The organism is Flagellimonas abyssi, from assembly GCF_019457905.1.
Classification (GTDB): Bacteria; Bacteroidota; Bacteroidia; order Flavobacteriales; family Flavobacteriaceae; genus Flagellimonas; species Flagellimonas abyssi.
This window is the reverse complement of record NZ_JAHZSV010000005.1, coordinates 1-25115: the sequence shown is the minus strand read 5'-3', so window position 1 is coordinate 25115 and position 25115 is coordinate 1. Positions and strand designations below refer to the sequence as shown.

22 protein-coding genes are annotated in these 25115 nt (G+C 41.2%); 12 read left to right on the top strand and 10 right to left on the bottom strand.

Features of this window, described 5'->3' with window-relative positions; translation table 11 throughout:
• Positions 1-2163 (bottom strand): TonB-dependent receptor, encoded by a 2163-nt coding sequence (locus tag K1F36_RS05125; RefSeq protein ID WP_220112839.1) that lies wholly within the window; start codon positions 2161-2163, stop codon positions 1-3.
• 212 nt (positions 2164-2375) lie between these two features.
• On the opposite strand from K1F36_RS05125, the gene K1F36_RS05120 reads away from it, so the two are divergent.
• Complete coding sequence (locus tag K1F36_RS05120) at positions 2376-2795, top strand: DUF2141 domain-containing protein (protein WP_220112838.1); 420 nt, start codon at positions 2376-2378, stop codon at positions 2793-2795.
• A 141-nt stretch (positions 2796-2936) separates the two neighbouring features.
• A complete protein-coding gene (locus tag K1F36_RS05115) occupies positions 2937-3878 on the top strand; it encodes a LysR substrate-binding domain-containing protein (protein ID WP_220112837.1) in 942 nt (313 codons plus the stop codon).
• 32 nt (positions 3879-3910) lie between these two features.
• On the opposite strand, the gene K1F36_RS05110 is transcribed toward K1F36_RS05115, so the two are convergent.
• Positions 3911-4108, bottom strand: a complete 198-nt coding sequence (locus tag K1F36_RS05110) for a hypothetical protein (protein ID WP_220113073.1) — start codon at positions 4106-4108, stop codon at positions 3911-3913.
• A gap of 120 nt (positions 4109-4228) precedes the next feature.
• On the opposite strand from K1F36_RS05110, the gene K1F36_RS05105 reads away from it, so the two are divergent.
• Positions 4229-5512 carry a D-alanyl-D-alanine carboxypeptidase gene (locus tag K1F36_RS05105; protein ID WP_220112836.1) on the top strand — a complete coding sequence of 428 codons (1284 nt, stop codon included), beginning with the start codon at positions 4229-4231 and terminating at the stop codon, positions 5510-5512.
• Here the strand turns inward: K1F36_RS05105 and K1F36_RS05100 are convergent.
• Complete coding sequence (locus tag K1F36_RS05100; protein ID WP_220113072.1) at positions 5506-6069, bottom strand: NUDIX domain-containing protein; 564 nt, start codon at positions 6067-6069, stop codon at positions 5506-5508. The two genes, K1F36_RS05105 and K1F36_RS05100, sit on opposite strands and share 7 nt — an antisense overlap.
• Before the next feature lie 146 nt (positions 6070-6215).
• Here K1F36_RS05100 and K1F36_RS05095 point away from each other — a divergent pair, with 146 nt between their 5' ends.
• Complete coding sequence (locus tag K1F36_RS05095; protein WP_220112835.1) at positions 6216-7772, top strand: M81 family metallopeptidase; 1557 nt, start codon at positions 6216-6218, stop codon at positions 7770-7772.
• On the opposite strand, the gene K1F36_RS05090 is transcribed toward K1F36_RS05095, so the two are convergent.
• The 4 genes from K1F36_RS05090 to K1F36_RS05075 all read right to left on the bottom strand — a co-directional run bounded on the left by K1F36_RS05090 (position 7769) and on the right by K1F36_RS05075 (position 11257).
• Positions 7769-8422, bottom strand: a complete 654-nt coding sequence (locus tag K1F36_RS05090) for a DUF2461 domain-containing protein (RefSeq protein ID WP_220112834.1) — start codon at positions 8420-8422, stop codon at positions 7769-7771. The genes K1F36_RS05095 and K1F36_RS05090 overlap by 4 nt on opposite strands.
• Positions 8423-8480: 58 nt before the next feature.
• On the bottom strand, positions 8481-8843 hold the full coding sequence (locus K1F36_RS05085) for a four helix bundle protein (RefSeq protein ID WP_220112833.1): 363 nt from the start codon (positions 8841-8843) through the stop codon (positions 8481-8483).
• Positions 8844-8911: 68 nt separating this feature from the next.
• The gene (locus K1F36_RS05080) at positions 8912-9712 is read right to left on the bottom strand and encodes a TIGR00266 family protein (protein WP_220112832.1); all 801 of its coding nucleotides are present in this window, start codon (positions 9710-9712) and stop codon (positions 8912-8914) included.
• A 1089-nt stretch (positions 9713-10801) separates the two neighbouring features.
• A complete protein-coding gene (locus K1F36_RS05075) occupies positions 10802-11257 on the bottom strand; it encodes a DUF4442 domain-containing protein (RefSeq protein ID WP_220112831.1) in 456 nt (151 codons plus the stop codon).
• Positions 11258-11425: 168 nt separating this feature from the next.
• On the opposite strand from K1F36_RS05075, the gene K1F36_RS05070 reads away from it, so the two are divergent.
• The 7 genes from K1F36_RS05070 to K1F36_RS05040 all read left to right on the top strand — a co-directional run bounded on the left by K1F36_RS05070 (position 11426) and on the right by K1F36_RS05040 (position 18484).
• Positions 11426-11908, top strand: a complete 483-nt coding sequence (locus K1F36_RS05070; protein WP_220112830.1) for a DUF4870 domain-containing protein — start codon at positions 11426-11428, stop codon at positions 11906-11908.
• Positions 11909-12136: 228 nt separating this feature from the next.
• A complete protein-coding gene (locus K1F36_RS05065; protein ID WP_220112829.1) occupies positions 12137-12466 on the top strand; it encodes a PadR family transcriptional regulator in 330 nt (109 codons plus the stop codon).
• A gap of 9 nt (positions 12467-12475) precedes the next feature.
• A complete protein-coding gene (locus tag K1F36_RS05060) occupies positions 12476-14212 on the top strand; it encodes a PspC domain-containing protein (protein ID WP_220112828.1) in 1737 nt (578 codons plus the stop codon).
• Positions 14213-14331: 119 nt separating this feature from the next.
• Positions 14332-15054 carry a head GIN domain-containing protein gene (locus K1F36_RS05055; protein WP_220112827.1) on the top strand — a complete coding sequence of 241 codons (723 nt, stop codon included), beginning with the start codon at positions 14332-14334 and terminating at the stop codon, positions 15052-15054.
• Positions 15055-15162: 108 nt separating this feature from the next.
• Positions 15163-16173, top strand: a complete 1011-nt coding sequence (locus K1F36_RS05050; protein WP_220112826.1) for a dipeptide epimerase — start codon at positions 15163-15165, stop codon at positions 16171-16173.
• The gene (locus K1F36_RS05045; protein ID WP_220112825.1) at positions 16173-17216 is read left to right on the top strand and encodes an aminotransferase class I/II-fold pyridoxal phosphate-dependent enzyme; all 1044 of its coding nucleotides are present in this window, start codon (positions 16173-16175) and stop codon (positions 17214-17216) included. Before K1F36_RS05050 ends, K1F36_RS05045 begins: the two co-directional genes overlap by 1 nt.
• A 65-nt stretch (positions 17217-17281) precedes the next feature.
• Complete coding sequence (locus K1F36_RS05040) at positions 17282-18484, top strand: C40 family peptidase (RefSeq protein WP_220112824.1); 1203 nt, start codon at positions 17282-17284, stop codon at positions 18482-18484.
• 73 nt (positions 18485-18557) lie between these two features.
• Here K1F36_RS05040 and K1F36_RS05035 read toward each other — a convergent pair whose 3' ends face one another.
• Positions 18558-19949, bottom strand: coding sequence for a SusD/RagB family nutrient-binding outer membrane lipoprotein (locus K1F36_RS05035; protein ID WP_220112823.1), 1392 nt, complete (start codon positions 19947-19949; stop codon positions 18558-18560).
• Positions 19950-19960: 11 nt separating this feature from the next.
• Positions 19961-23128 carry a SusC/RagA family TonB-linked outer membrane protein gene (locus tag K1F36_RS05030; RefSeq protein WP_220112822.1) on the bottom strand — a complete coding sequence of 1056 codons (3168 nt, stop codon included), beginning with the start codon at positions 23126-23128 and terminating at the stop codon, positions 19961-19963.
• Positions 23129-23424: 296 nt separating this feature from the next.
• On the opposite strand from K1F36_RS05030, the gene K1F36_RS05025 reads away from it, so the two are divergent.
• Entirely contained in the window at positions 23425-23868 is a 444-nt protein-coding gene (locus K1F36_RS05025) for a hypothetical protein (RefSeq protein ID WP_220112821.1), read from the top strand.
• Positions 23869-23944: 76 nt separating this feature from the next.
• Here the strand turns inward: K1F36_RS05025 and trxB are convergent, their stop codons facing one another.
• Positions 23945-24913 (bottom strand): thioredoxin-disulfide reductase, encoded by a 969-nt coding sequence (gene trxB / locus K1F36_RS05020; protein WP_220112820.1) that lies wholly within the window; start codon positions 24911-24913, stop codon positions 23945-23947.
• Between the last annotated feature and the right edge of the window lie 202 nt (positions 24914-25115).

The window sequence follows — 25115 nt, the reverse complement described above, 5'->3', positions numbered from 1 at the left end:
CTATAGATTATCCAGCTGATTACTTTTACCATCGGTACTTATCGTCCAGAAGAAACCAACAAAGAAAAAACTATCCGCCGGAGGGGTTATGGCCCTTCTATTGTACACTCCTCCCACATCCGGAGTATTCGCATACTGATAATTGCTCACGTTATTTAGGCTCAACAGATTGCTTACGGAAAAGTAAAGGATTTTTTGTTGGTCGATAAGATAGGCCCAGTTAAAGCTCAAGTTATTGTACGATTTGGTTTTTTCCTGCATGAAACCAGGGTTATTGGGATTGTGATAAGGCCTTCCCGAACCGTAAGAATATGACAACCCCACTTGCGAGCGCAACTTGTCCACCCAATATTTGGTCACTAATGAAGCATTGTGCTTTGGTGCAAAGTTGGGAGTGGCCCGTTCAGGAAAATTTTGGTAGTCTCGCTCGGTATTCAAATAAGAATAGGAAAACCAGTAATCCAAATTTTCGATGCTCTTACTATCCCTCCAAAATACATCAATACCTTGGGCATATCCATTTCCAGAATTACTGTATTCGGAATTAAACTGTGGCATCTCGGAATCATATTTTATCAATTGGTCATACGACTTATGGTAGACCTCTGTTCTAAAGGTTTTACCGTTGTTTATGTGTTGATAGTTTAGAATGTAGTGGGACGCTTTCTCCATGGACAGGCTTTCATCAAACTTGACAACATCCGCAATTGGTCTTTGATAAAAATCACCGTAGGCCAAGGAAAACTGGCCGTTCTCGCCCGCTTTGTATGCCAGTGATAGTCTTGGGGACAATTTAAATTCATCCAATAAACTACTGTGTGTGCCTCTAACACCCAGTTTCATGGCAAACTTGTTGCTCAAATAGATATCGGATTCAGCAAAACCGGCCCAAAGTCCATCGGTATAATTATTTTCAAATTCATCAATATTTACATCTGTGTAAGTTTCATCAAATTTGGTATGAAAATATTCGGCGCCAAAGCTCAAATCATATCGATTGCTAAAGTTTTTACGAGCCTTTACCTTAAGGTGCGAAGACGTTTCCTTACTGTCAACATTGGCCTCATTAATGCCAATATCGTTAGTATCCCATGCAATGGAAGCGCCTGATGTTAGGCTCCAGTCATTCTCAAAATAGTATTTATAGGATGAGTTAAAATATAAGTTGTTGTTCTTCAGACCAAAGCGTACAAAATCATCAAAATTGATGTCTTCCTGTTCAATATCCAAATTGGAATGGTTAAAACCCGTGTACAGTTTGAACATGCTTTTTTCGCCTTTGCTCCTAAAGACAGCTTCACCCGAAATGGATTCATAAGGACTTTTCCAACGAACGCCTTGTGTGGAAGGAATCAAGGCTTCATAAGGCGCCAGGTTCATATAAGAGGTGTTGATACTCAACGATTGGTCTCCCCAAATCTTGGTATGCCCTAGCCCACCCCCAACGCTCATAATGGATATATCGGTTTTCTCCTGTAACGGAACATCCGTAGTGTTCAATAATAGTACACTGGAAAGCGCCTGACCGTACTCTGCAGAATACCCCCCGGTGCTAAAGGATATACCCTTGAACAAAAATGGGGAGAACCTTCCGCGGGTAGGTGTATTATTGGCCGTAGCGTTGAATGGCTGAAAAACCCGAAGTCCATCGATAAATACCTGGGTCTCGCCCGCTGTACCCCCCCTTACGAACAAGCGTCCATCCTCGTTCACCGTTGTTGTTCCCGGTAGAGTCTGCAGTGCGGCCACAAAATCACCGGTTGCACCAGCCGTGGTCACGATATCGAGTGGTTTCAATACGGATGCCTTGGAATTGTTACCGGCTTCAAACGTACCGGCGGTCAAAGTAACCCCTGACAATGAATTTATGGATTCCATTAATTTGATGTGTAAATTTTTGAAATAGGAAACGTCACCCACCTCATAATGGGGCTCAAAAGATAACATGGAAACAACAAGCGTTTGTGTGCCCTCTTCATTTGTCTCAAAGCTAAAATGTCCATTGATGTCTGACGAGGCTCCGTCGTAAGTGCCTTCCAAATAAACATTGGCCCCTTCTATGGGGATGTTTTTGGCATCTGTGATTTTTCCAGAGATTGTGCGCTGCGAAAAAATAGTGCCAGTGCAAAATAAAAAAGTGATAATGTTGATAAAGGTTTTCATGACTAATCGTTTAGATTGATGCCACAAAATTGCTTGGATGCAGGTTGCCAAACCAAAAGGAAATGCCCAACTGTAGATTTTTATAACCGAATTGATTTCCTTATTTCCGACTGCAGTTCACTCCAAAAAATCAACATTTCGGTAAGTAGAAATTTTTTCAGAACCTCTTCTTTCGGAGATTTGAAGCATACAAAACATCAAAAACAACCATTATGAAAACTGTAACACTAGCATTAAGTCTATTTTTAGTAAGCATCGTTGGCCTAGCACAAGAAAAAACCGGCGTGGATATTACCGTTACCATTGATAATATTACTAACGACGAAGGCAAAGTTCTCGCAGGTCTGCATACAGAAGAAACTTTTATGAAAGGACAGGGAGTACAAAATTTACAAAGTGAAATTAAAGAGGGTAAAGTCACACTAACTTTTACCAATGTATTGCCTGGCAATTATGCCATTATGGCCATGCACGATGCAAATGAAAACAATCGAATGGACTATCAATCCAACGGAATGCCCAAAGAAAGCTATGGCATGTCCGGTAACGATATGACCATGGGGCCACCTAGCTTTAATAATGCAAAGTTTACTGTTGGCGAGGAAGATTTGGAATTCACCATTAGGTTCTAGCCTAGAAAAAACATCATCGATCAAAAGAAAGCCTGCCATAGTGCAGGCTTTTTTTATCCGCTATAATAATTCAGGATTACGTTTTTTCTATAGATTAACCTGATGGTTTTTCATACTTTTATACCCTAAACTTATAATTGAATGACCATTACCCAGCTTCAATATGTGTTAGCTGTTGCCGAACACAAGAACTTTACCTTGGCCGCTGAAAAAAGCTTTGTTACCCAACCCACACTGAGTATGCAGGTTCAAAAGTTGGAAGACGAACTGGATGTACTGATTTTTGATAGGAGCAAAAAACCTATAACCATTACAGAAGTTGGTAAAAAAATAGTGGCCCAAGCTAAAAACATTGTTGCCGAGGCTGAGCGCATCAAAGATATTGTAGATCAGGATAAGGGATATATCGGTGGGGACTATACCTTGGGAATCATACCCACTGTAATGCCAACATTGCTCCCAATGTTCTTGAACGCATTCATTAAGAAATATCCAAAGGTCAACCTTATTATTAAGGAACAGTCCACCCAAACCATGATCAAAAATATTATGGACGGACATTTGGATGCCGGGATTGCTGCAACTCCGTTAGAAATTGAATTTATAAAAGAACGACCCCTTTATTATGAACCCTTTGTAGGATATGTTCCAAAAAATCATCGCTTGGCTGCAGAAAATGAACTTACCACGAGTGATTTGGATGTCAATGATGTGCTCTTATTGCAAGATGGACATTGTTTCCGCGAAGGTGTAATCAACTTATGCAAAGCTTCTAAAAACCTACGTGGCGAACACTTTAAAATAGAGAGCGGAAGCTTTGAAACTTTGGTAAGCTTAGCTGACGAAGGTATGGGAATGACCTTGTTACCTTACTTAAACACCCTGCAGTTGGATAAAGAAAAAATTATAAACCTTAAATCTTTCCAAACCCCTTCCCCTGCCCGAGAAATAAGTATGATATACCATAAAAGCGAACTAAAAATACAGATAACCGACGCCCTAAGAGAAGTTATCTCCAGTATTGTTCGTGGGGCAATTGCATTTCAGGACGTAAAAATCATCAGTCCGTTGTCCAAAAATTAAAAGAGCCGCTTTTCAGCGGCCCTTGTTAGTGTTTAAGTTTTTAATAATAAAATTGTTGAATGTAATTCCGGTTTGTCCACAACGTAAAATTGCAACCAGATTTTCAATTCTTCTACTTCATTGGGTAACAATCTAGAAATTGCTTTCTGAAGCTCCCTAGCGAAGAGTTTAGCATCAAAACTCACCTTTTGAAGGATTGTTTTGGTGTAATCTAACATAGCTCTGGGCATATCAATTTGATTAAATTGGGTAAATAGGTTGTGACCTAAATTACTAAAAAAGAGGTTTAAAAAAGCTAACTTCCAGTTAAAAATTGAATATCTTGTTGTTAAACCTGACCAAAGAATCATATGCTCAAAATATATAAAAACCAATTCAAAAAACTGATTTTCAGATATTTTATAGTTTCCACCTTACTGACCAGTTGCAGTTCCATCAAGAAAACACTCAATTCAAAAATAGCGGACGACAAATTTCAAAATTCTTTCCATGGTTTGGTTGTCGTCGATGCAAGTAGTAGAAAAGAAGTCTATAATTTGAACGGGGATAAATACTTTACCCCTGCCAGCAACACTAAGATTGTGACTTTCTATACAGGCCTTAATTTGCTTCCCAAAAACATCCCTACTCTAAAATATTTGATTGTCAATGACACCGTATTTGTGGAAGGAACTGGTGACCCATCTTGGCTTCACCCTTATTTTAATGACAGTACTGCGGTAAATTGGCTCAAAAATCAAAAAACCATTGCACTCTACACCAAAAATCATGATGAGCAACGATACGGACCCGGCTGGGCATGGGAAGATTACGACACCTATTTTTCGCCCGAGAAATCTACGTTGCCACTCTACGGAAATGTAGCTACCATTTCAAACAAAGGTGATTTAGAGGTTTCCCCAAAATATTTTGAAGACCAAACCATGGTAAAGGACACAACCATAAAAAGAGTGGAGTTCAAAAACCAATTCTATATTTCCCCAATGGAGCAGGACACTTTGGAAGTTCCTTATATGACCAGTGATAGTTTGACGAAACATTTATTGGAAATAGCCACGGGAAAAGAGATTTTCTTGACCCAACATTTCCCCGAAGGCGAAAAACAAACATTGTACGGCATTGAAACGGACTCCATTTATAAAAGAATGTTGTTGAAGAGCGATAATTTTTTGGCGGAACAATTATTGTTGGCAGCGTCGGGAATTGTCTCCGATACCTTGAGCACCCAAAATGCCATTGATTATATGTTGGACAATCATTTCAAGGACTTGAAACAGCAACCGCGATGGGTAGATGGTTCCGGGCTTTCCCGATATAATCTGTTTACACCGAGGTCCTTTGTCCAAATCCTCCAAAAAATGTACGATGAAACCCCGGAAGAACGCCTATTCGGAATTTTTCCGATGTGGGGACCCGAAAATACTGTTGATCAATGGGAAGACTCCTCCACAGAGCCTTTTCTATTTGCGAAATCTGGTTCGGTGGGCAACAATTATAATTTAAGTGGCTATGTGAAGACGAAATCGGGCAAATTGCTCATCTTCAGTTTTATGAACAACCATTTTAGGGTGCCTTCCAAAGAAGTCAGGCAAACAATGTATGCCACATTAAAAAGTCTTCACAAAAACTACTGATCAAAAATTCCTTGGATTTGGGCATATTGTAGCAGCATGATGGTTTTGGCATCCCGTATCTCACCAGATTCCACCATGGCAATGGCTTTTTCAAAATCCAGCTCCAACACCTCAATGTTCTCCGTTTCATCATCCGCACCACCGCCTTCACTTATTTTCATCCCATCTTCGTAGGCCCCTATAAAAAAGTGGAGTATTTCCGTAACCGAACCCGGTGACATGTAGGATTCAAAAACCTTTTTCACCATATCAATTTTATAGCCAGTTTCTTCCTCGACCTCCATTTTGATGGTCTGCTCGGCATTGCCCTTTTCCAACAGTCCAGCGCACACCTCGATCATCATCCCATCATCGTTACCGTTTACATATGTGGGCATTCGGAACTGCCTAGTGAGCACTACCTTTCCCTTATCAACATTATATAATAAGATAGCGGCACCATTGCCACGGTCATAAGCTTCGCGGGTTTGCTTTTCCCAAACACCATCATCCCGTAAATATTCAAAAGAGATTTTCTCAAGCGTGTACCAATTATCCGAAAGCAGCTCCCGCTGCATGTTTCTGATTCTGTCGTTAGCCAAAATGCATAAATTTTTCTAAATATAATACTAATCCATTTATCCGGATGAATCACTTCTCCTTTTGACACCATCACAATAATGTCGATATTTATGCTTTGATGAAACCGACCAAACCTAATAATATGCGTAAGCCTCTACTTTATCTATTTCTTTTTGCCATTCTGATAAGTTGTGAAAAGAACACTGAAAAAAAACTGCCCCGAATAGCCATTGCAGGCCTAGGGATTGAATCAAGTACCTTTTCACCCGCCCTAACCCATGAAGAAGCCTTCCATCCCAAAATCGGGGACTCCATATTCAACCGTTATCCTTTTATGGATGCTGATTCTTCCCTGAGAAAACGGGCCGAATGGGTTCCCACTTTAGTGGGGAAATCATTGCCGGGCGGAACCGTTACCCGTGAAGCCTATGAATCGTTGGTAGGAAAGACCCTGACCATGCTGGAAGAAAACATGCCCTATGATGGTCTTTTTTTTGATATTCACGGTGCGATGAGTGTTGTTGGATTGGACGACCCCGAAGGCGACCTCATTAAGAGAATCCGTGAAGTGGTCGGTACTGATGTGTTGATTTCCACTTCCATGGACCTGCACGGAAATGTTTCGAAACGATTGGCTCAGCATTCTGATTTGATTACTTGTTACCGTATGGCTCCCCATGAGGATGCCACGGAATCACGTAAAAGAGCCGTGGAAAACTTGGTCACTAGATTGGAAAACGGAAAAGGCAAACCAAAATATAAAGCGTGGGTTCCCGTACCCATCTTGCTCCCGGGAGAAAAAACGAGTACCCGAGTGGAGCCCGGGAAAAGTCTGTACGCCCAAGTGCCCGAAGTAGAACAAAAAGAAGGTGTGATCGATGCTGCCATTTGGATTGGCTACGCCTGGGCGGATGAGCCTCGAAACCATGCCGTGGTCATGGTGACCGGTGATGATCAAAAACAAGTGACCGAAGGGGCGGAAAAACTGGCCAGTAGTTTTTGGGATGTACGCGAGGAGTTTGAATTTGTTGCTCCAACCAAACCTTACGACGAAGCTTTGGAAATTGCACTGGCAAGCGACAAAAAACCATTTATGTTGAGCGATATGGGCGACAACCCCACCGCAGGTGGTGCTGGCGACGTCACTTGGACCTTGACAGAACTTTTAAAACGTAAAGAATTCCATGTGCCAGATGGCAAATCTTTGATTTACGCATCCATTCCAGGGCCCAAATTGGTTGAGGAAGCTCTAAAAGTTGGAATTGGTGGAGAAGTTAGTGCTCCAGTAGGCGCTGAAATAGATGACCGATACGCTTCGCCTTTAGAATTGATGGGGGAAGTGACCGCCATAAAACATGGCGACGTTCATGCGGAGACCGAGGTCGTGGTAAAAGTGGACAATGCTCATATCATCGTGACAAAAAAGAGGAAACCATACCACAGAAAATCGGATTTCACCAACTTGGAACTTACCCCGAGTGAAACCGATATCATCGTGGTAAAAATTGGCTATTTGGTACCCGAACTGTACAACATGCGTGGCGACTGGATCATGATGTTGACTCCCGGCGGCGTAGATCAAGACTTGGAGCGTTTGGGGCATAAAAGAATCATTAGGCCCATGTTTCCGTACGATAAGGATATGGAACGTCCCGACCTATCCGCACGTTTGATCCAGGCTTCGGATGAACTTGACTAAACAGTTACAGCTTGATTTAAATATTGCCTAAAGGGAAGCATTTCCTTGTATACGGCAACGATTTTTTCCTTGAAATCATCGCTGAGGACGTCGGCTCTGGTCAATTGATATTCCACAGCGAATGTTTTGTTGCGCAGCAATTCGATATACGGGTGGTCGTTGGAAAACCCTTTGGGCGATGACACCAGTTTTTCATCATCGTAGAGTCCACCGAACATTTTTTTGAAGGATGGTTTGTCCAAAATCTTTTGCAACTCTTCACCATTATAATCGATGGCATCGCGGATACTGCGCAGCGTTTTGGAATCGGGCCGCCAGCGACCACCTGCCAACAAGCAGTGCTTTAGTCCAATTTCGATATAAAAATCGGCAGAATTGGGGGCTTTGTCCAAACCTGCCCCAAAATGGTCTTTGTAGATGGGCTTGTTAGGGTGGAACATCAAATTATTGTTGACACGATTGATGCCTTTTTTGCCGGGAGTTGGGTAATAATCATCATGGAGCTGGGCCATTGTCATATCCAAATCGTCCAGCCAAGCGATGAAGTCGTTGCGGAGGGATTTGTACCATTTACGGTTCGCATCCATCCATTCCTTGTTGTTGTTTTGTTGCAATTCTTCCAGAAAGTGGAACAGGTCATTGAAATTCATGGATTGCTTGATGTTGGATGTTGGATGCTCGTTGTTAAAAGTCTTTAATGGTGTGAAGCTATATCTTGTTTCGAAAAGCTATAATCATGTTCATTAACCTGAAACAACAATCATATAATTTTTCAAATTCTCTATCGGAAATATATGTCCTATTACTGGCCTTATACAAACAAGTCACCACTTCTGCCAGTGAACGCACAGAATAACCCAGAAACTTTCTAAACTCAAGCTTTGATTGAACGATGGAACCTTCAGAAATATTAAGGGCCACCGAATCTGCTGCTCGACAAATTTGGGATGATAAGTTATATGCTTCTTTCTTGGGGAAATCATCGGCAATCAAGTTTATTTGTTCTCCCAAATTCATGGCGTCCTGCCATATATGTAGTTTTTCAAATTTAAACTTCGCTTTTTCAACCATATTAAATCTTTTGAACAATGGACATTTTGCATCAAGCACCTAACATCGAGCACCAAACCTCCTGCAACTTAAAACCTATTATCACCATCGAGCAAATCACCAAGACCGCCCAAGATACTACCTTCACCTTTATCTTTTCCACCACCACGGGGTGCAGCGGCCCAAACTCGGCTGGCCAATCTACTAAATGGCAAGGATTGTATATAAACGGTTCCAGGACCGCGAAGCGTTGCAAAGAAAAGTCCTTCACCTCCGAAAACAGAATTTCGGATACCTCCTATGAATTCGATATTATAATCCACGGTTTGGGAGAATCCGACGATACAACCGGTATCTACTTTTAACACCTCTCCCGGAGCCAGCACCTTTTTGGCCATGGTTCCGCCTGCATGCACGAAGGCCATTCCGTCGCCTTCCAATTTTTGCATAATGAAGCCTTCACCACCAAAAAAACCGCGTCCCAAACGTTTGGAGAATTCGATGCCTACGGAAACGCCTTTGGCGGCGCACAGAAATGCATCTTTTTGACAGATGAACTTTCCTCCTTTTTCAGATAGGTCGATGGGCACAATTTTACCGGGATAAGGCGAAGCAAAGCTTACTTGTTTTTTTCCTTGACCAATGTTCAAAAAAGCGGTCATAAAAAGGCTTTCGCCAGTGAGCAAACGCTTCCCGGCAGAGAACAATTTGCCCAAAACCCCCGTATCTTGATTGGAACCATCACCGAAAATGGTGTCCATTTTAATATCGGAATCCATCATCATAAAACTGCCTGCTTCGGCAACAACGGCCTCTTGTGGATCTAGTTCTATCTCCACATATTGCATTTCTTCGCCGTAAATGTGATAATCTATTTCGTGTGCGTTCATTTGATATTGATGTTTTTGATTTCTGTTTATATGTTGGGAAAATGGTTGTTTTGTTACATTGAAGCCCCACAATGAGGTTTTTGTGCATTTAAGAATGCGCCTACATGAATTAAACTGTGCGCGATAAAAGCGATTTCCAAACACTCCATTTCTCAAAGACCAAGTAATGCTGATATTCTCTTGCTCCCATTTAATAGATCAAATGGATTTTACATCTGATTTTGATTGGTTTTCTCAATCAAGGTTTTCATAAGAAAATGAAAATCCCTTGATTTCATGTATTTAGATACAACTGGTATTGGTTTGTCCAAGTACTTTAAGTGTATATTAACCGACAAAACAGAATCAGATGTATCGATGCCGAAGTCCTTTATGTCACAATAATTAATTTCAATCCCAAAAAGAGAAAAGTTGTTTTCTCGAAAAATGATCTTATCATCTTTTAACCTATAAAACTGGAAAAACGAATAAATCAGATATACGGACCAGCCAACAATGGCAAAAACAGCTATCAGACATACTTGGTTAATCCATACTTCTTTTATTTTCAATACACCTAGCCTGTAGATGACAAAAGCACCGTATAATTGACCTACTCCCAAAAGAAGCAATTTATACAATGGCTTAATTTTTATTACTTTAAAATCATTCACTATCTTTCCAATTCTTCTTTATTAGAATACGATGATTAGTTTGTTCATTTTGGTACTCATTTTTATTTGGGGATATAAGTTGACGAAAATCCTATTGAATTCAAAAGATTTGACAAGTTTTGCCAAAGAATTTGATTCGCTTTCCAAGAAATACAAGTTTTCAGACCATAGTAAATCAGAATGTTACAGAATAGAAGCTAAACGATACAGGCTGTTCAATAAAAAAACAACCAAGTCAAATTTAATTTGGTTTTTTATTGAAGTATGCTGTTTAATTTTAATTTATTTGGTATTTGTAGAAAAACATTTTTCTTCCAACCTATTTTAGTGCTCTTTTTTAAACCTACCTAGACTTTAAAAAATATTCTTCTATTGTTGCATACCTAAAATGATTAATCCATTTAACACAGATTCATTTAGTTATGTTCAACTATAATCACCCCTTAACCTTCACCGTCCACTCAAAATGAAAGGTGGATACCGCTACCCCATCTTGATTCACTCCTACCGCTTTCATCCAACACGTTTGTCCTTCGCCAGTTTCCACGGTTTTTTGGATGGCATCGGCAATCAGTTCGCCATCCTCACAAGTAAAATTGATTCGCCCCGTAGCTTTTTTGGTAAATGTGGCTTTGTTATTGGCAACGAGCATGGACACTTTTTTGCCGCTTTTCTGGATTTCGTTCATCACCAATGCACCTGTACTTAGCTCGGCAGCCATCCCCTGAACGGCCCAAAACATGGATTTAAACGGATTTTGGTTCATCCATTTAAGTTTTACAGAGGTCATTGCTCTTTGATCATCGATATCTTTGAGCCTTACCCCGCACCACCATGCAGAAGGGAGCTTCATAAATGTGAACATATTGATTTTACTGGGTGTCAGTGCCATAACTTGGGTTTGTTTGCCCTAAAAATAGGCAAAAAGAAGTTATCAAAAATTGTTAATTATATGTTAAATTATAGTACTTTGTTTTGCATAGTACTGTCTTTTGGATATATATTTGCATCGTAAGCTAATAGGTTAACACCTTTACAATCAAAAAACATCAATCAGAAAATGGCAACTACCATCACCAAACACGAACGAAATTTATCCGCGATCATCCACGCGTCCATGTTCTCGAAGTACTTTATTCCTTTCGGAAACTTTATTCTTCCATTGATTTTATGGACCGCAAACAAAAAAGAGCATGCGTTTGTCGATTACAACGGTAAACAGGCTCTTAATTTTCAAATTAGTATGTTGCTTTACTCCATCGTGGCAGGTTTGGTCACCATCCCTTTCTTTATTGGATTTTGGCCAGACTTGTTCGATTGGAACTTTTTCGGGTTCCATGGGTTGAGCGACCTCAACAATTTGAACATTCATATTGACAGCGACGATTTTAGGTTTGGCAGATTGTTCTGGCCAGTGGGCATTACAGGATTCTTGCAGGTGGCACTTGGCGTCGTGAACATCGTTTTCACCATTCTGGCCACTATTCGAACCAATGAGGGAGAATATTTTAAATATCCGTTCACTATAAAATTCATCAAATAACAAAGGAGCCTAATCACCTCCGAAACAATCATCATCAATCAAAGTAAAAGGAGTTTAAACATCAATCAAAAAACGAAAAAACAATCATCAATCAAAGAACCGTTTCCACTCCCCTGCCCAATTCAGGGGACTGGAGTGGAAACGAAACCAAACAAAGTTTGGAGAACAAGAAAAAACTGTTAATTAAATGCCGAACCCAGTTCAGCATAAATTTAGACCCATGAAATTATGAACATAGAAAACACAAAAGCACAAATGCGCAAAGGTGTTCTGGAGTATTGCATCTTGTCAATCCTAAAGGATGAGGACAAGTATGCCTCCGAAATTCTGGACGCTTTAAAAGACGCAAAGATGTTAGTAGTGGAAGGTACCATATACCCTTTGCTCACAAGGCTTAAGAATGCAGGATTGCTCAACTATCGTTGGGAAGAATCCACATCGGGACCTCCCCGCAAATACTACGGTCTCACCGAAACAGGCCAGTTGTTCCTTAACGAACTCAATGGCACCTGGGACGAACTTAGGAATGCAGTCAATCTGGTAACCAACTCAAAATAAAATCAAAAAATGAACAAGACAGTAAATATAAATCTAGCAAATACGCTCTTCCATATAGACGACGATGCGTATAACAAGCTGAGACGGTACTTGGAGTCCATAAAACGCTCCTTCGCAGGTACCAAGGGAAGCGATGAGATCATTGCCGATATCGAGGCGAGGATAGCCGAGCTCTTTCTCGAAAAAATGGAGAACGAACGCCAGGTGATCACTCACAAAGAGGTGGGTCAGGTAATCGATGTTATGGGACAGCCCGAAGATTACATGGTGGACGAGGATATTTTTGAGGACGAACCCAGAAAGAGCTATGCCGAACCTACTGCGAGAAGGGCAAAAAAACTCTACAGGGACATCGACCACAAGTACATCGGTGGTGTTTGCGCCGGTCTGGAACACTATTTGGGCATCGATTCCCTTTGGGTAAGGCTCATATTTATCCTTTTGGCCGTATTTACCAGTGGTTTTGGGCTTATCGCCTATATCCTGCTTTGGATATTGGTTCCCGAGGCCGCTACAACCTCCCAAAAATTGGATATGCGGGGGGAGCCCGTCAACATCAGCAATATAGAACGCAAAGTTAAAGAGGGGTTTGATGATGTTGCCGACAAGGTAAAAAGCGTTGACTACGAAAAAGTGGGCAACAAGGTCAAAAGCAGCTCCAAGACCTTTTTTGATACCATTGGGGACATTATTCTGTTCCTGTTCAAGATATTCGGCAAGTTCATAGGCATATTGTTGATCATTATTGGGGCATCCACCTTGGTAGGACTGTTCTTTGGCCTGTTCACAGTAGGTTTGCTCGATGCGGTACACGTACCGGGTGTAGATTTTTATGAAATTGTAAATACCTCCGGAGCACCGGTTTGGTTGGTATCCATCTTGTTGTTCTTTGCCGTGGGCATTCCGTTCTTCTTTGTTCTATATTTAGGATTGAAAATCTTGGTGAACAATCTAAAATCCATTGGCAACATTGCCAAATTTGCCCTATTGGGACTTTGGCTGATATCTGTTGGGACCCTAATCGTATTTGGCATACGCCAAGCTGCTGAATTTTCATATACAGGAAGCGTGAACGATAGGACTCAACTGGCCATGGAAATGCCATCCGACACCTTAATGATCACCATGAAAAATGTTCATAGAGATTATGACCGTGACGATATCCACTTTGGTAGAATGACCTTTGGATATGACGATAATGACAACCGTATTTTGATGTCCGACGAAGTGGATATTAAAATTAGACAGTCCGATTCCGACTCCATAAGCATCCACATTAGAAAAGATGCCGATGGAAGTTCCACCCTCGCGGCCCGAGACCGTGCGCGGAATATTGCCTATTCTTACACAGTGGATGGCAATGAAATTGTACTGGATAAGTATTTGACGACAGACACATCAAACAAAGCCAGGAACCAAGAGGTGACCGTAACCATTTATATTCCCGAGGGGAAAACCGTTTATTTTGACAATAATACCAGCCGCTACATTGGCAGGGGAATCGATAACGACCAAGGGTTTTACAGAAGCGGTATAGCAGGTCAACACTGGTTGATGAGTGATGATGCAGAACTACAATGCTTGGATTGCCCTGAAGATGATAACAACGATTCCGATGGAAACGGCAGGATAATCATCAATGAAGATGGCATCGATATCAACATTCAGGATGCTGAAGATTCTGTTCAATTAAAGATTGATGAAAACGGCGTAAATGTTAAAGCCAAGGAAAAAAGTAACAATTGAGTCGCTTAATTCGTCAGTTCAGTAGATCATTATTTAAAAAGCTCATATAAAAACAGACATTTACCCTGAAATCATTTCAGTAGACAACTTAAAATCAATCAATAGTAAAAACAACAATCATGACAACACTAGCAAGATTAGCAATCGCCGCACTACTATCCCTATTTGCATCCTCATGCATGATGGATATGAACTTCGGCAACGGAAAAACCGGTAACGGCGAAGTCGTAGAAGAGACCCGCGATGTAAAAGAGGATTTCGACATCGTATCCGCATCGGAAGGTATAGATGTATTCGTGACCCAAGGTTCTGACTTCAACATTACCGTGGAGGCAGACGAGAACATCATAGACCTAATCGGTACCGACATCAAAGATGGTAGACTAAAGATACATGCCATTGAAAATATTGGACGTGCCACAAAAAACGTTTATGTAACCCTTCCAGAGATTACTGCTTTGGAAAGCTCTAGCGGCGCCGACCTTATTGCCCAAAATGTGATCAAAGCAGAAAATATTGAGCTGGACGCCAGTAGCGGTGCCGATTTACATGCAGAGGTAATGGCGGGTGAGGTTTCTGCCGATGCCAGTAGCGGGGCGGATATTAAAGTTTCCGGTCAAGCGGATGCTCTTTTTGCAGATGCAAGCAGTGGTTCCGACATTAAAGCGCAAGACCTAATTGTAAAAAGGTGCAACGCCGATGCAAGTAGCGGGGCAGACATTTCCGTGAATGTATCGGAGTCTCTGGTCGCCGATGCAAGTAGTGGTGCAGATATTAGATATACGGGTGATGCCAGCGTAGAGACCAAAAAATCCGTATCGGGCAGCGTTCGTAAATATTAATCCAATTCCCTTTAAATATGCAAAGGCCCACTGAATTTTCGGTGGGCTTTTGTCTTTATTATATTTGAGTGAAACCCTATCTTAGCATGATTACAATACCTAAAAACTATGCAGATAAAACTCAAAAAATATATTCTTCAACTAGCACATACCTTTACCATTTCCAGAGAATCCAGGGACGAACAGGACACCTTGATCGTTTGCCTTTCGTTGGATGGAAAAACGGGGTATGGCGAAGCCACTTCCAACCCCTATTATAAAATTACCATTGAAGGGATGATGGCGGAAATAGAAGCGGTCCAAAATCAAATTGAAGAGTACAATTTTGACACTCCCGAAGATTTTTACGAATTTTTAGAGTCGCTCAACCTTCATAAATTTACCCTTTGCGCTTTGGATTTGGCCGCTAACGACCTTTATGGCAAGCTGAAAGGAAAACCACTTTATGAAATCTGGGGTACCACATCAGAAAAGTATCCAATGACCAACTATACCATCGGAATAGATACCATCGAGAAAATGGTGGCAAAACTCCAAGAGAAACCATGGCCCCTTTATAAAATAAAACTTGGGACTTCGGACGATGTTGCTATTGTTCGTGAACTTCGAAAACATACCGATAGCATTTTCAGAATAGATGCCAATACAGCATGGACCGCCGAGGAAACCATTAAAAATGCCCCGTTATTGAAAGAACTGGGGGTGGAATTTTTGGAACAACCCCTAAAGGCAGATGATTGGGAAGGCATGGCTTTGGTAAAGGAAAAATCCGTGCTACCGGTCATCGCCGACGAAAGTTGCATCATAGAGAGCGATGTAGAGGAATGCGGAGGTTATTTTCACGGCATCAACATTAAACTGACCAAGTGCGGTGGACTTACACCCGCCCGTCGTATGATCAAAAAAGGTCGGGAATTGGGACTACAGCTTATGGTGGGATGTATGACGGAATCTACCGTTGGTATTTCTGCCATTGCCCAACTTTTGCCCCAATTGGATTATGTGGACATGGATGGTGCCATGTTGTTAAAAGGCGACATAGCCAAAGGGGTGGAAATTCTGGATAACGGAAAAGTCATTTTTCCCGAGCTACCAGGAAGCGGAATAGAACTGCTCTAATGGCCCACTCCATACAACGCATACCGGACAGGGAAATATTCATCGAAGGAAAGCCTTACCTCTATTTTGGAGGGACGGCTTATTTGGGATTGCAGAACTATGACCCCTTTAAAACACTGTATTTAAAAAATGTATCGGAATACGGGATGCATTATGGAGCCTCCAGAAAATCGAACATAAAGCTCAATATTTATGAACAGGCCGAGCAACAACTGGCCGAATGGGTAGGCAGTAAAGGGTGTCTTACCATGTCCAGTGGTTATTTGGCAGCCCAATTGACGGTACAAACGCTCTTGGAAAAGGGGCATCCTGTGATTGCGGCGCCCCATGCCCATACCGCTCTTTTAATGCCTGGTGTGGAACAGACAAACAGCCCTCAAGAACTGGTTAGATTGATAGACCATAAAATTGAAAAAAATCTGTGTCCGGCGCTTCTTTTTGACACCATTGATTTTTCTGGAAATCAATTCCCAAATTTTGAAGTTTTAAAACGTCTTCCGTTGGATAAAATTATATTGATTGGAGATGACTCACATGGCATAGGGCTGGTTGGGGATAATGGAAATGGCTGTTATCAAATGCTCAAACAATTAAATCCTTCCAATCTTTTGATCTGTTGTTCACTGGGAAAAGCACTTGGAACGCAGGCGGGGGCCATTTTCGGCAACAAAAAAATCATCGAAGTTCTTGAAAATTCTGCATTTTATGGAGGCGCCAGCCCAGCTTCACCAGCATTTATCGCAACACTTCTGGGAGCTACAGAAATATATTCCGAACGATTGGAGGTGCTAAAATCCCGTTATCAACTTTTAAAATACGAATTGCGAAATCCATCATATTTTAATCATTTAGACGGACATCCCACTTTTGAGTTTCAGAATGAAGGTTTGGCACATGCACTGCACCAAGATGGTTTTATTTTTACCAACTTTCATTATCCAAATAAAAATGGGCCTTTGGTCAGTCGGTTGGTATTGAGCGCTTATCATACGGATGAGGATATTAAAAAATTGGCCGAAAGTGTTAATGCTCATTTCAATTAACCACTTTATCTGCCTTATTGGTTATTTTGCGTAATCCAATCTGATTATAACTTTAAATTTAAACCATGAAATTTCCCTACTTGCCAAAATTCGGAGTCTTATTTATAGTATTGACAGTTCTTTTCTTTTCAGCCTGTAATCCTGAAAATAGTAGTGATGTAAATAAGGTAGATGGTGTGATTGCCGCTGTCAAAGAAAACTATGCGCCGGACAAACGGGTGGCCCTTTTTGACATTCAATCTGAAAAAAAATCTTCTGGCTATATCCTAAAGGGGAAAACAAACCTTCCAGAAGCGTTGGATGCTCTTAAAAAAGAGTTGGATTCGCAAAATATAAAGTATACGGACAGTATTGAGGTATTGCCTTCAGAAAAGTTAGAGGGAAAGATTTATGGGGTAATCAATAATTCGGTTGCCAACCTAAGGTCAAACCCTGCGCATTCTGCCGAATTGGTTACACAGGGCATTTTGGGAATGCCCCTTACCGTATATCAAAAAGAGAGGAGCTGGTACCATATACAAACTCCGGACAACTATCTCGGATGGGTAGATGCAGGAGGCATTGAATTAATGACCAAGCAGGAATTTGATAAATGGAAAACTACAGAAAAGGTAATTTACACGGATACTTATGGAAAGTCATACACCGAAGCGGATGCGAGCTCCGATGCCGTTTCCGATGTGGTGGCCGGTAATATTTTTAGCCTTATGGGCGAAGATGGTGACTTTTACAGGATAAAATATCCCGACGGACGAGAAGCATACCTGTTAAAGGGCGAAGCGAATAGTTTTGACGAATGGAAATCCAAGTTGGCTTTGACCAAGGAAAGTTTGGTAGAGACCTCAAAAACAATGCTCGGTGTGCCCTATTTATGGGGAGGTACTTCCACCAAGGGTGTGGATTGTAGTGGTTTTACCAAGACGGTTTATTTAATGAACGGAATGATTATCCCTCGCGATGCTTCACAACAGATTCATGAAGGAGTCTTGATCGATGATTCCAAGGAGTTTGACAAACTGATTGCCGGAGACCTTTTGTTTTTTGGGCGTAAAGCCACTGATTCCACTTCGGAACGCGTGATTCATGTGGGGATGTGGATTGGGGACAATAAGTTTATCCACTCCGCTGGAAATGTTCATATAAGCACTATGGACCAAGATTCAGATGAGTTTGATGAGTACAATTATAACCGTTACCTGCGCACCAAGCGAATTTTAAATGAAACAGGTGAAGGTTTGTTGTACCTGACCAAAGAGGATATTTTTTAATAAGGCATCGACCTATAAATATAAAGGCCATCCAATTTGGATGGCCTTTAATTTTTATGATAAACGTGTTAATTTATTGATCCCACCAAAGTGATTCATGGATGCTATCGTCCCCTCCAAATTGGCGTTGGACTGCATCATTATAATTGGTTTCATTGTTGAAGGCCTCGTTATCCGGATAACTTAATCTTAAAGGAACAGCTACACCATTTGGTGAAACCATTATATCAGGATAGCCTGTTCTTCTCCATTCGGACCAAGCTTCATAACCGAACATAAACAAATGCACCCAACGTTGAGTGGAAATCTGTTCTATGGCCATCGAAGCATCATAAGTAACCCCTGGTTGTTCCAAAAATTCCGCTGCACCATCAGTGCTTCCTGTCCATTGCAATATGGATTGCTCAACTGCCATCTCATAGTAGGAAGCGGCATCACCTGCTATCCAACTTCTTTCAGGAGTAGCGGCTTCGGCCATTGCAAAAAGGATTTGGGCATAGGTAAGCAATTGAACAGGGGCGTCCTGCGCATAAATAGCATCTCCCAACAACGAATATTCTTCTGTTCCAATATTCTCTTCTTCGCCAAACAGTAGTCCAATATATTCTCCGGAACTTCTCGTCAGATTTCCGTAAACAGGAAGTCTGGGGTCATCGACGGGCTCCATTTCGGCAACCAAATTTTCCGTGAGGGCCCACCATTCCCTATTTTGGTTTACAATTTGTCCGAACCAATAATTTTGGTTGTTGGCTTCTGCCAAATGCTGGAACACAAGATTATCATCATTTGATTCCAACACGCCATCTTCCATAGCATCATTGAACTCTTCTTCAGCAATGGCAGGTGCAACTTCCGAAAGACGGAGAGCCATAAGCATTCTAATGGAGTTCGCCAGTTTTCTCCATTTTCCCATGTCTCCATTATAAATAATGTCGTTGGCTATGCTACCGCTTTCAATTAGATCTACAGCTTCCTTCAGTTCCGCAAATAAATCTTCATAAATGAATTCCTGTGAGTCATATACCGGAGTAAAATTATCGACTCCCTGTAATGCTTCGTTGTAGGGAACATCTCCCCATCGGTCAGTTATATTCCAAAAATAATAGGCTTTTAGAATCTTGGCTACCGCAATTTGATTGTTTATGGGCCCATCGTTCCCATTGAGTTCCTCGGAATTCAAAACCGCTTCCAAATCGGCCAATGGACCATAATACCAACCATAAAAGCTGGTACTCTGTTCAGGATAGAGCGAAGCACCCACATACTGGGTCTCAGCCAAGTATTGTGCCATAAATTCTCCTTGTGGAGATGAACTCAAACCTGGCAAAGAAAGTTGTGCCTGAGCAATAAGCTGTGTTCCTGATGCCTGATTCGGAAGGTTGGGATTCTGATTGATGTCTTCGTCAAAATCGCTGCAACTTACCCCTAGAAAAGCTGACAAAACTATTATATATATCTTCTTCATCTTATATCCTTTTAAAATGTTACGTTTAGGTTAAGACCATATGATCTTACCGAAGGTAATTGGCCTGACTCGTACCAACTTATGGACTGGGCCCCTGTTGAAATCTCTGATGGGTTTATGCCCCTTGGAGCTCTTTGCCAAATCATGTAGGGGTTTCGTGCTATAAAAGAAAGGCTCATTGATTTAAAAGGCAATTTATTGATGATATTATCGCCTAAGTTATATTGAACCCTTACTTCCCTTAATTTTATGTAGGATGCATCATAAAGCCATTCCTCATATATTCTTCTTCCGACCACATTTCTGTAATAGGAACGGGCGTCTACATATGCGGTTACCTCTTCACCTGTCGATTCAGAAATTCCGGTGACCTTTACACCACCTCCATCTTCAACGGCGTCTCTTACGTTCATACCGTTATCGTTTGTGGCTACTGTTAATGCATCTTGGCCTGTTCTTACGGACAACATTTTTGATCTACTGAAGAACTGTCCTCCGCCTTGAAAATCAATCATTGCGGCAATATTGAATTGGCCTATCCTGAAATTATTTTGAATTCCTCCGTTAAAATCTGGCAATACCGAACCGAAATCATGCGTGGCATCGGTATACAATGGCATGTTATCATCACCAAGTAATATCATTCCCGTAGCTTCATCCCTTTCATACGCTTGCCCTACCAAACTACCGAAAGGCTTTCCTTCGTAGGAGTTCAAATAACTTGTAACACTTGAGTAGGTAGTGGAATCATAGGTATAAACATCTATGCCCGGTGCGAGTTCCACAACTTCACTTTCATTTTTATTGATGTTAAAGGTAAAGTCCCATGAAAAGAAGTTGGATCTAATGGGATTGGCATTCACTGATAGCTCAAAACCATTGTTCTCGATCAAACCTGCATTGATGATACTGGAATTATACCCACTGGTTCCAGAAACATCCAAACTGATAATCTGATCCTTGTTCTTTTGCTCATAATAAGTAAAGTCAAAGCCCAATCGATTTTTGAAGAAATTCAACTCGATTCCAGCTTCAAAAGAATTAGAGAATGATGGTTTGATGTTGGGGTTGTTCAAATTGTCCGGTACAAACAATGTATTTATGCCATCATAAACCGTTCCCACACCATAAACGGTGCTGGTCTGATACGGGTTCAAATCTGATCCTGCCTGCGCATAACTGGCCCTGATCTTACCGAACGACAACGGTTCCCAATTCAACAATTCACTAAAAACGATACTTCCCGATAAGGAGGGATACCAGTATGAATTGTTGTCCTCAGGTAACGCTGACGAATTATCGTTTCGTATGGATGCATCTATAAAATAAGTTCCATCGTATCCGAACGATACCAAACTGTATAAGCTTCGTATTTGTTTTTCCAATAGGTAGGATGTCGTATTTGGCCTATCTATGGATGCATCGATATTGTAGAAGCCCGGTGTAGAAAGTCCGCCGACCGTACCCATTGAAAGATAGGAATAACGCCTATCATAAATGTTTCCACCTATACTGCCATCAAAGGAAAAGTCACCCCAAGAATTTTTGTATTGTGCCAAAAATTCGTAGTTGAACTCCCTATTCTGATATTTTCCAACTGAGTAAGAAGGCACCCTTCTACCTCCAAAAGCTGATCTATTTTCTATATTTTGGGTGTACATATCCGAACGGATGAATCCACTCACTTCCAATTCTGGTAAAATCTTGTAAGAAATCCCTATATCTCCAAAGAATCGATCTCGTCTATCGTTGCTGTTGTTTTCATACACCTCAAAATATGGATTGTTCCAATAGAGCGGGTCAAAATCAGAAATCTGGCCGGTTTCTGAATCCGGGCGGCTTAAGTTCCAATGTAAAAATGTTCCATCATCATATTGATAATCCCTCAACCTGTTCATATCAAGGTTACGCTGGAACCATTGCACCATGTAACTGGCACCATATTCGGACCCTTGTCCCGGACGTTGGCCTTCATTTCTGGCATAGTTCATATTACTGGAAACAGTAACTTTTTCATTCAGGTTTAAACTTGCACTCAAACCAATGTTATTTCTATTAAGGTATGTATTTGGAACAACTCCCTCAATACGCGTGTCATTTGCACTTAATCGGAAAGAGGTATTCTCATTACCTCCGGTAACCGACACGCTGTTGTTGTAAGTCGCCCCTGTTCGGTAGTAATCCTGAACATTGTTGGGCTGTGGCACAAATGGTCTAAGCTGTCCATATTCAGGATCCTGTGGATAAAAACTAAAGACATGGCGAACGGGAGTACCATCCATTAGAGGGCCCCAGCTTTCATCCACACTCATATCTACATAAGGTTGACCATTATCGAGCACCCTAAAGGTTTGACTGGAACCGCCCCCGTACATATTTTGCAACGGAATAAAATTATAAGTGGATTCCAGTGAAACGGAAGATGAAATCTGTACATTAACGTCCTTAACTCCCTTCTTGCCTTTTTTGGTAGTAATCATTATAACCCCGAACTGTCCTCTGATTCCATACAAAGCAGAAGCAGCTGGTCCTTTCAGCACATTGACAGATTCAATATCTGCCGGGTTGATGTCCTGCGCAAGGTTTCCATAATCCGCTTGATCGCTTCCAGAAAAATTAGCGTTGGAAATTGGGGTTCCATCAATAACAATTAACGGTTGGTCTCCTCCACTAATGGAGTTTACACCTCTAATTTTGATTTTCTGGGTACCTCCCATACTAGCCCCGGAAGCTCCTGTAACCTGTACCCCGGCAACTCGTCCGGAAAGTGACCCCAAGACATTTTGCTCATTGGTCAAATTAAAATTATCTCCATCGACCTCCTGTGTTGCATAACCCAGTGACTTTTTGTCCCTTGAAATTCCCAAAGCAGTAACCACAACTTCGTCCAGTTGTGTTGAATCTTCTTCCAAAACAACATTGACTATGGTTTCGGAACCTACAGTAACATCTTTTGTCTTCATCCCTATATAGGAAAATCGTAGTACTTGCCCGCTAGAGGCGTTTATGGAATAATTTCCATCAAAATCGGTAGTTGCACCTATATTCGTGCCACCAACCACTATGGTCACCCCGGGCAATGGCGTACCCGATACATCGGACACGGTACCCGTAATGGTCTGACCAAATGCGACAATGCATAAGAACATTGCAGCAAATGTTAAAAACATGCTTTTCATTAGGTTAGGTTTAAGTGAATAAGGGCGAAAAGTGGTTATTTTTTTTTACAAATCAAACATTTTAACAAATAAATGTTTGATTACTGATGATTCCAGGCTATTGAATCAAGTATCTTCAAATAGCAACCCTATTTTCTGAAAATATATCATGACACACCTTGTTCTTTAGTTTCTGCATTGTACGAAATGTGTTTTGAATATTGTGAAAATGTTAAAATTTAGTGCCAAAAAAATTAATTTTATCAAAAATTATCCCTATCTTTTAGATAATTATAAATTATCAAAAGTAGGGCATTATGAAAAAACTAGTTTTACTTTTCACTCTTGTTTTCGTTTTCGTGATAGCAGGAAGTTTCACGAAACATGAACCAAAAGACCCAACTATTGAAGGCACATGGGAGCTTCAAAGTTTTTACAACTATGACGGGGAAAACGTTATAGATACCATAGAAAAATCGGATGGATACAGACAGGTTAAAATGTACTCCAAAGAAAAAATCATGTGGACCCGATACGTCCCCGATGATCCCAATGGAAGATTTGGCTATGGCTCTTACAGGGTTACGGATAACTCCTTAATCGAAGTGATAGAATATGGTGATGATGATATGATGAAAGCATTGGATACCATGCGAAACTTTACTTTCGAACTTATCCTCAAGGAAGACACCTTCAGCCAAATCACCGTTGATTCTGACGGAAACAGAACATTTTCAGAAAACTACAAGCGGATTGATTAAACACAATTACAATCATGAAAAAAGGCACTGAAATTCCAGTGCCTTTTTTATATCCAGTATTAATATAATCAACTTGCTATGAAGCAAACACTTCTTTGCTCTCTACAGCTGCCAAGTAGCGCTCTGCATCCAAAGCGGCCATACAGCCTGTTCCAGCGGCTGTTACTGCTTGCCTGTATATTTTGTCCTGTGCATCACCACTTGCAAAAACACCTGGTTTATTTGTTTTAGTGGATTTAGGTTGGGTAATAATATAGCCAGTTTCATCCATGTCCAACTGTCCTTTAAACACATCGGTATTGGGTTTATGCCCTATGGCTATAAACAATCCTGTGATAGAGATCTCTTCTTTCTCTCCAGTTTCATTGTTTATAATTCTTAGTCCTTCCACAACTTGATCACCAAGAACTTCATCGACTTCCGTGTTGTAACGGATTTCAATATTATCAATACTATTTACTCTATGCTGCATTGCTTTGGATGCCCTCATATGGTCTTTGCGCACCAACATGGTGACTTTGGAGCATATATTCGCCAAGTATGACGCTTCCTCTGCAGCAGTATCCCCTGCTCCGACGATAGCCACTTCTTGACCTTTATAGAAAAAGCCGTCACATACCGCACAAGCAGATACACCTCCACCTCGCAAGCGTTGCTCGCTAGGTAAATTCAAATATTTTGCCGATGCACCTGTTGAGATAATTACCGTTTCTGCTTCGAGTTCGGTAGAATCGTCCACCGTAATTTTATGGATTCCCCCTACTTCATCGCTTAATTCAACCGCCGTTACCATTCCGATTCTTACCTCGGTACCAAAACGTTCGGCCTGCTGTTGCAATTGCATCATCATAGTAGGACCATCAATCCCTTCTGGGTATCCGGGAAAATTATCCACTTCTGTTGTTGTGGTCAATTGCCCACCGGGCTCCAACCCTGTATACATTACCGGTTTTAAATCCGCCCTTGAGGCATAAATGGCCGCAGTATACCCTGCTGGTCCCGATCCAATAATCAATGTTTTGATTCTTTCCACTTGTTCTGACATATATCTTCTTCCTGAAATGTTACATTACAAAAGTAGGTTTTTTGTACAAAAACTTACACCCTAGGTTTTCTGCGTTTCCTGAAAAGATGTGAACAATTGTGAATGAGTAATTAAGCGTTTATCATTTTGAGCTCATCCAAATAAAAAAGAGCCGTAAAAACCACTAGTGGTCGGAAGAAATTCCGGCCACTTTAAGTTTTAA

What these genes read in the sequence shown, in the direction of transcription:
- K1F36_RS05125 (WP_220112839.1), bottom strand. Translation starts at nt 2,163, where the DNA reads ATGAAAACCTTTATCAACATTATCACTTTTTTATTTTGCACTGGCACT.
- K1F36_RS05120 (WP_220112838.1), top strand. Translation starts at nt 2,376, where the DNA reads ATGAAAACTGTAACACTAGCATTAAGTCTATTTTTAGTAAGCATCGTT.
- K1F36_RS05115 (WP_220112837.1), top strand. Translation starts at nt 2,937, where the DNA reads ATGACCATTACCCAGCTTCAATATGTGTTAGCTGTTGCCGAACACAAG.
- K1F36_RS05110 (WP_220113073.1), bottom strand. Translation starts at nt 4,108, where the DNA reads ATGCCCAGAGCTATGTTAGATTACACCAAAACAATCCTTCAAAAGGTG.
- K1F36_RS05105 (WP_220112836.1), top strand. Translation starts at nt 4,229, where the DNA reads ATGCTCAAAATATATAAAAACCAATTCAAAAAACTGATTTTCAGATAT.
- K1F36_RS05100 (WP_220113072.1), bottom strand. Translation starts at nt 6,069, where the DNA reads ATGCAGCGGGAGCTGCTTTCGGATAATTGGTACACGCTTGAGAAAATC.
- K1F36_RS05095 (WP_220112835.1), top strand. Translation starts at nt 6,216, where the DNA reads ATGCGTAAGCCTCTACTTTATCTATTTCTTTTTGCCATTCTGATAAGT.
- K1F36_RS05090 (WP_220112834.1), bottom strand. Translation starts at nt 8,422, where the DNA reads ATGAATTTCAATGACCTGTTCCACTTTCTGGAAGAATTGCAACAAAAC.
- K1F36_RS05085 (WP_220112833.1), bottom strand. Translation starts at nt 8,843, where the DNA reads ATGGTTGAAAAAGCGAAGTTTAAATTTGAAAAACTACATATATGGCAG.
- K1F36_RS05080 (WP_220112832.1), bottom strand. Translation starts at nt 9,712, where the DNA reads ATGAACGCACACGAAATAGATTATCACATTTACGGCGAAGAAATGCAA.
- K1F36_RS05075 (WP_220112831.1), bottom strand. Translation starts at nt 11,257, where the DNA reads ATGGCACTGACACCCAGTAAAATCAATATGTTCACATTTATGAAGCTC.
- K1F36_RS05070 (WP_220112830.1), top strand. Translation starts at nt 11,426, where the DNA reads ATGGCAACTACCATCACCAAACACGAACGAAATTTATCCGCGATCATC.
- K1F36_RS05065 (WP_220112829.1), top strand. Translation starts at nt 12,137, where the DNA reads ATGAACATAGAAAACACAAAAGCACAAATGCGCAAAGGTGTTCTGGAG.
- K1F36_RS05060 (WP_220112828.1), top strand. Translation starts at nt 12,476, where the DNA reads ATGAACAAGACAGTAAATATAAATCTAGCAAATACGCTCTTCCATATA.
- K1F36_RS05055 (WP_220112827.1), top strand. Translation starts at nt 14,332, where the DNA reads ATGACAACACTAGCAAGATTAGCAATCGCCGCACTACTATCCCTATTT.
- K1F36_RS05050 (WP_220112826.1), top strand. Translation starts at nt 15,163, where the DNA reads ATGCAGATAAAACTCAAAAAATATATTCTTCAACTAGCACATACCTTT.
- K1F36_RS05045 (WP_220112825.1), top strand. Translation starts at nt 16,173, where the DNA reads ATGGCCCACTCCATACAACGCATACCGGACAGGGAAATATTCATCGAA.
- K1F36_RS05040 (WP_220112824.1), top strand. Translation starts at nt 17,282, where the DNA reads ATGAAATTTCCCTACTTGCCAAAATTCGGAGTCTTATTTATAGTATTG.
- K1F36_RS05035 (WP_220112823.1), bottom strand. Translation starts at nt 19,949, where the DNA reads ATGAAGAAGATATATATAATAGTTTTGTCAGCTTTTCTAGGGGTAAGT.
- K1F36_RS05030 (WP_220112822.1), bottom strand. Translation starts at nt 23,128, where the DNA reads ATGAAAAGCATGTTTTTAACATTTGCTGCAATGTTCTTATGCATTGTC.
- K1F36_RS05025 (WP_220112821.1), top strand. Translation starts at nt 23,425, where the DNA reads ATGAAAAAACTAGTTTTACTTTTCACTCTTGTTTTCGTTTTCGTGATA.
- trxB (WP_220112820.1), bottom strand. Translation starts at nt 24,913, where the DNA reads ATGTCAGAACAAGTGGAAAGAATCAAAACATTGATTATTGGATCGGGA.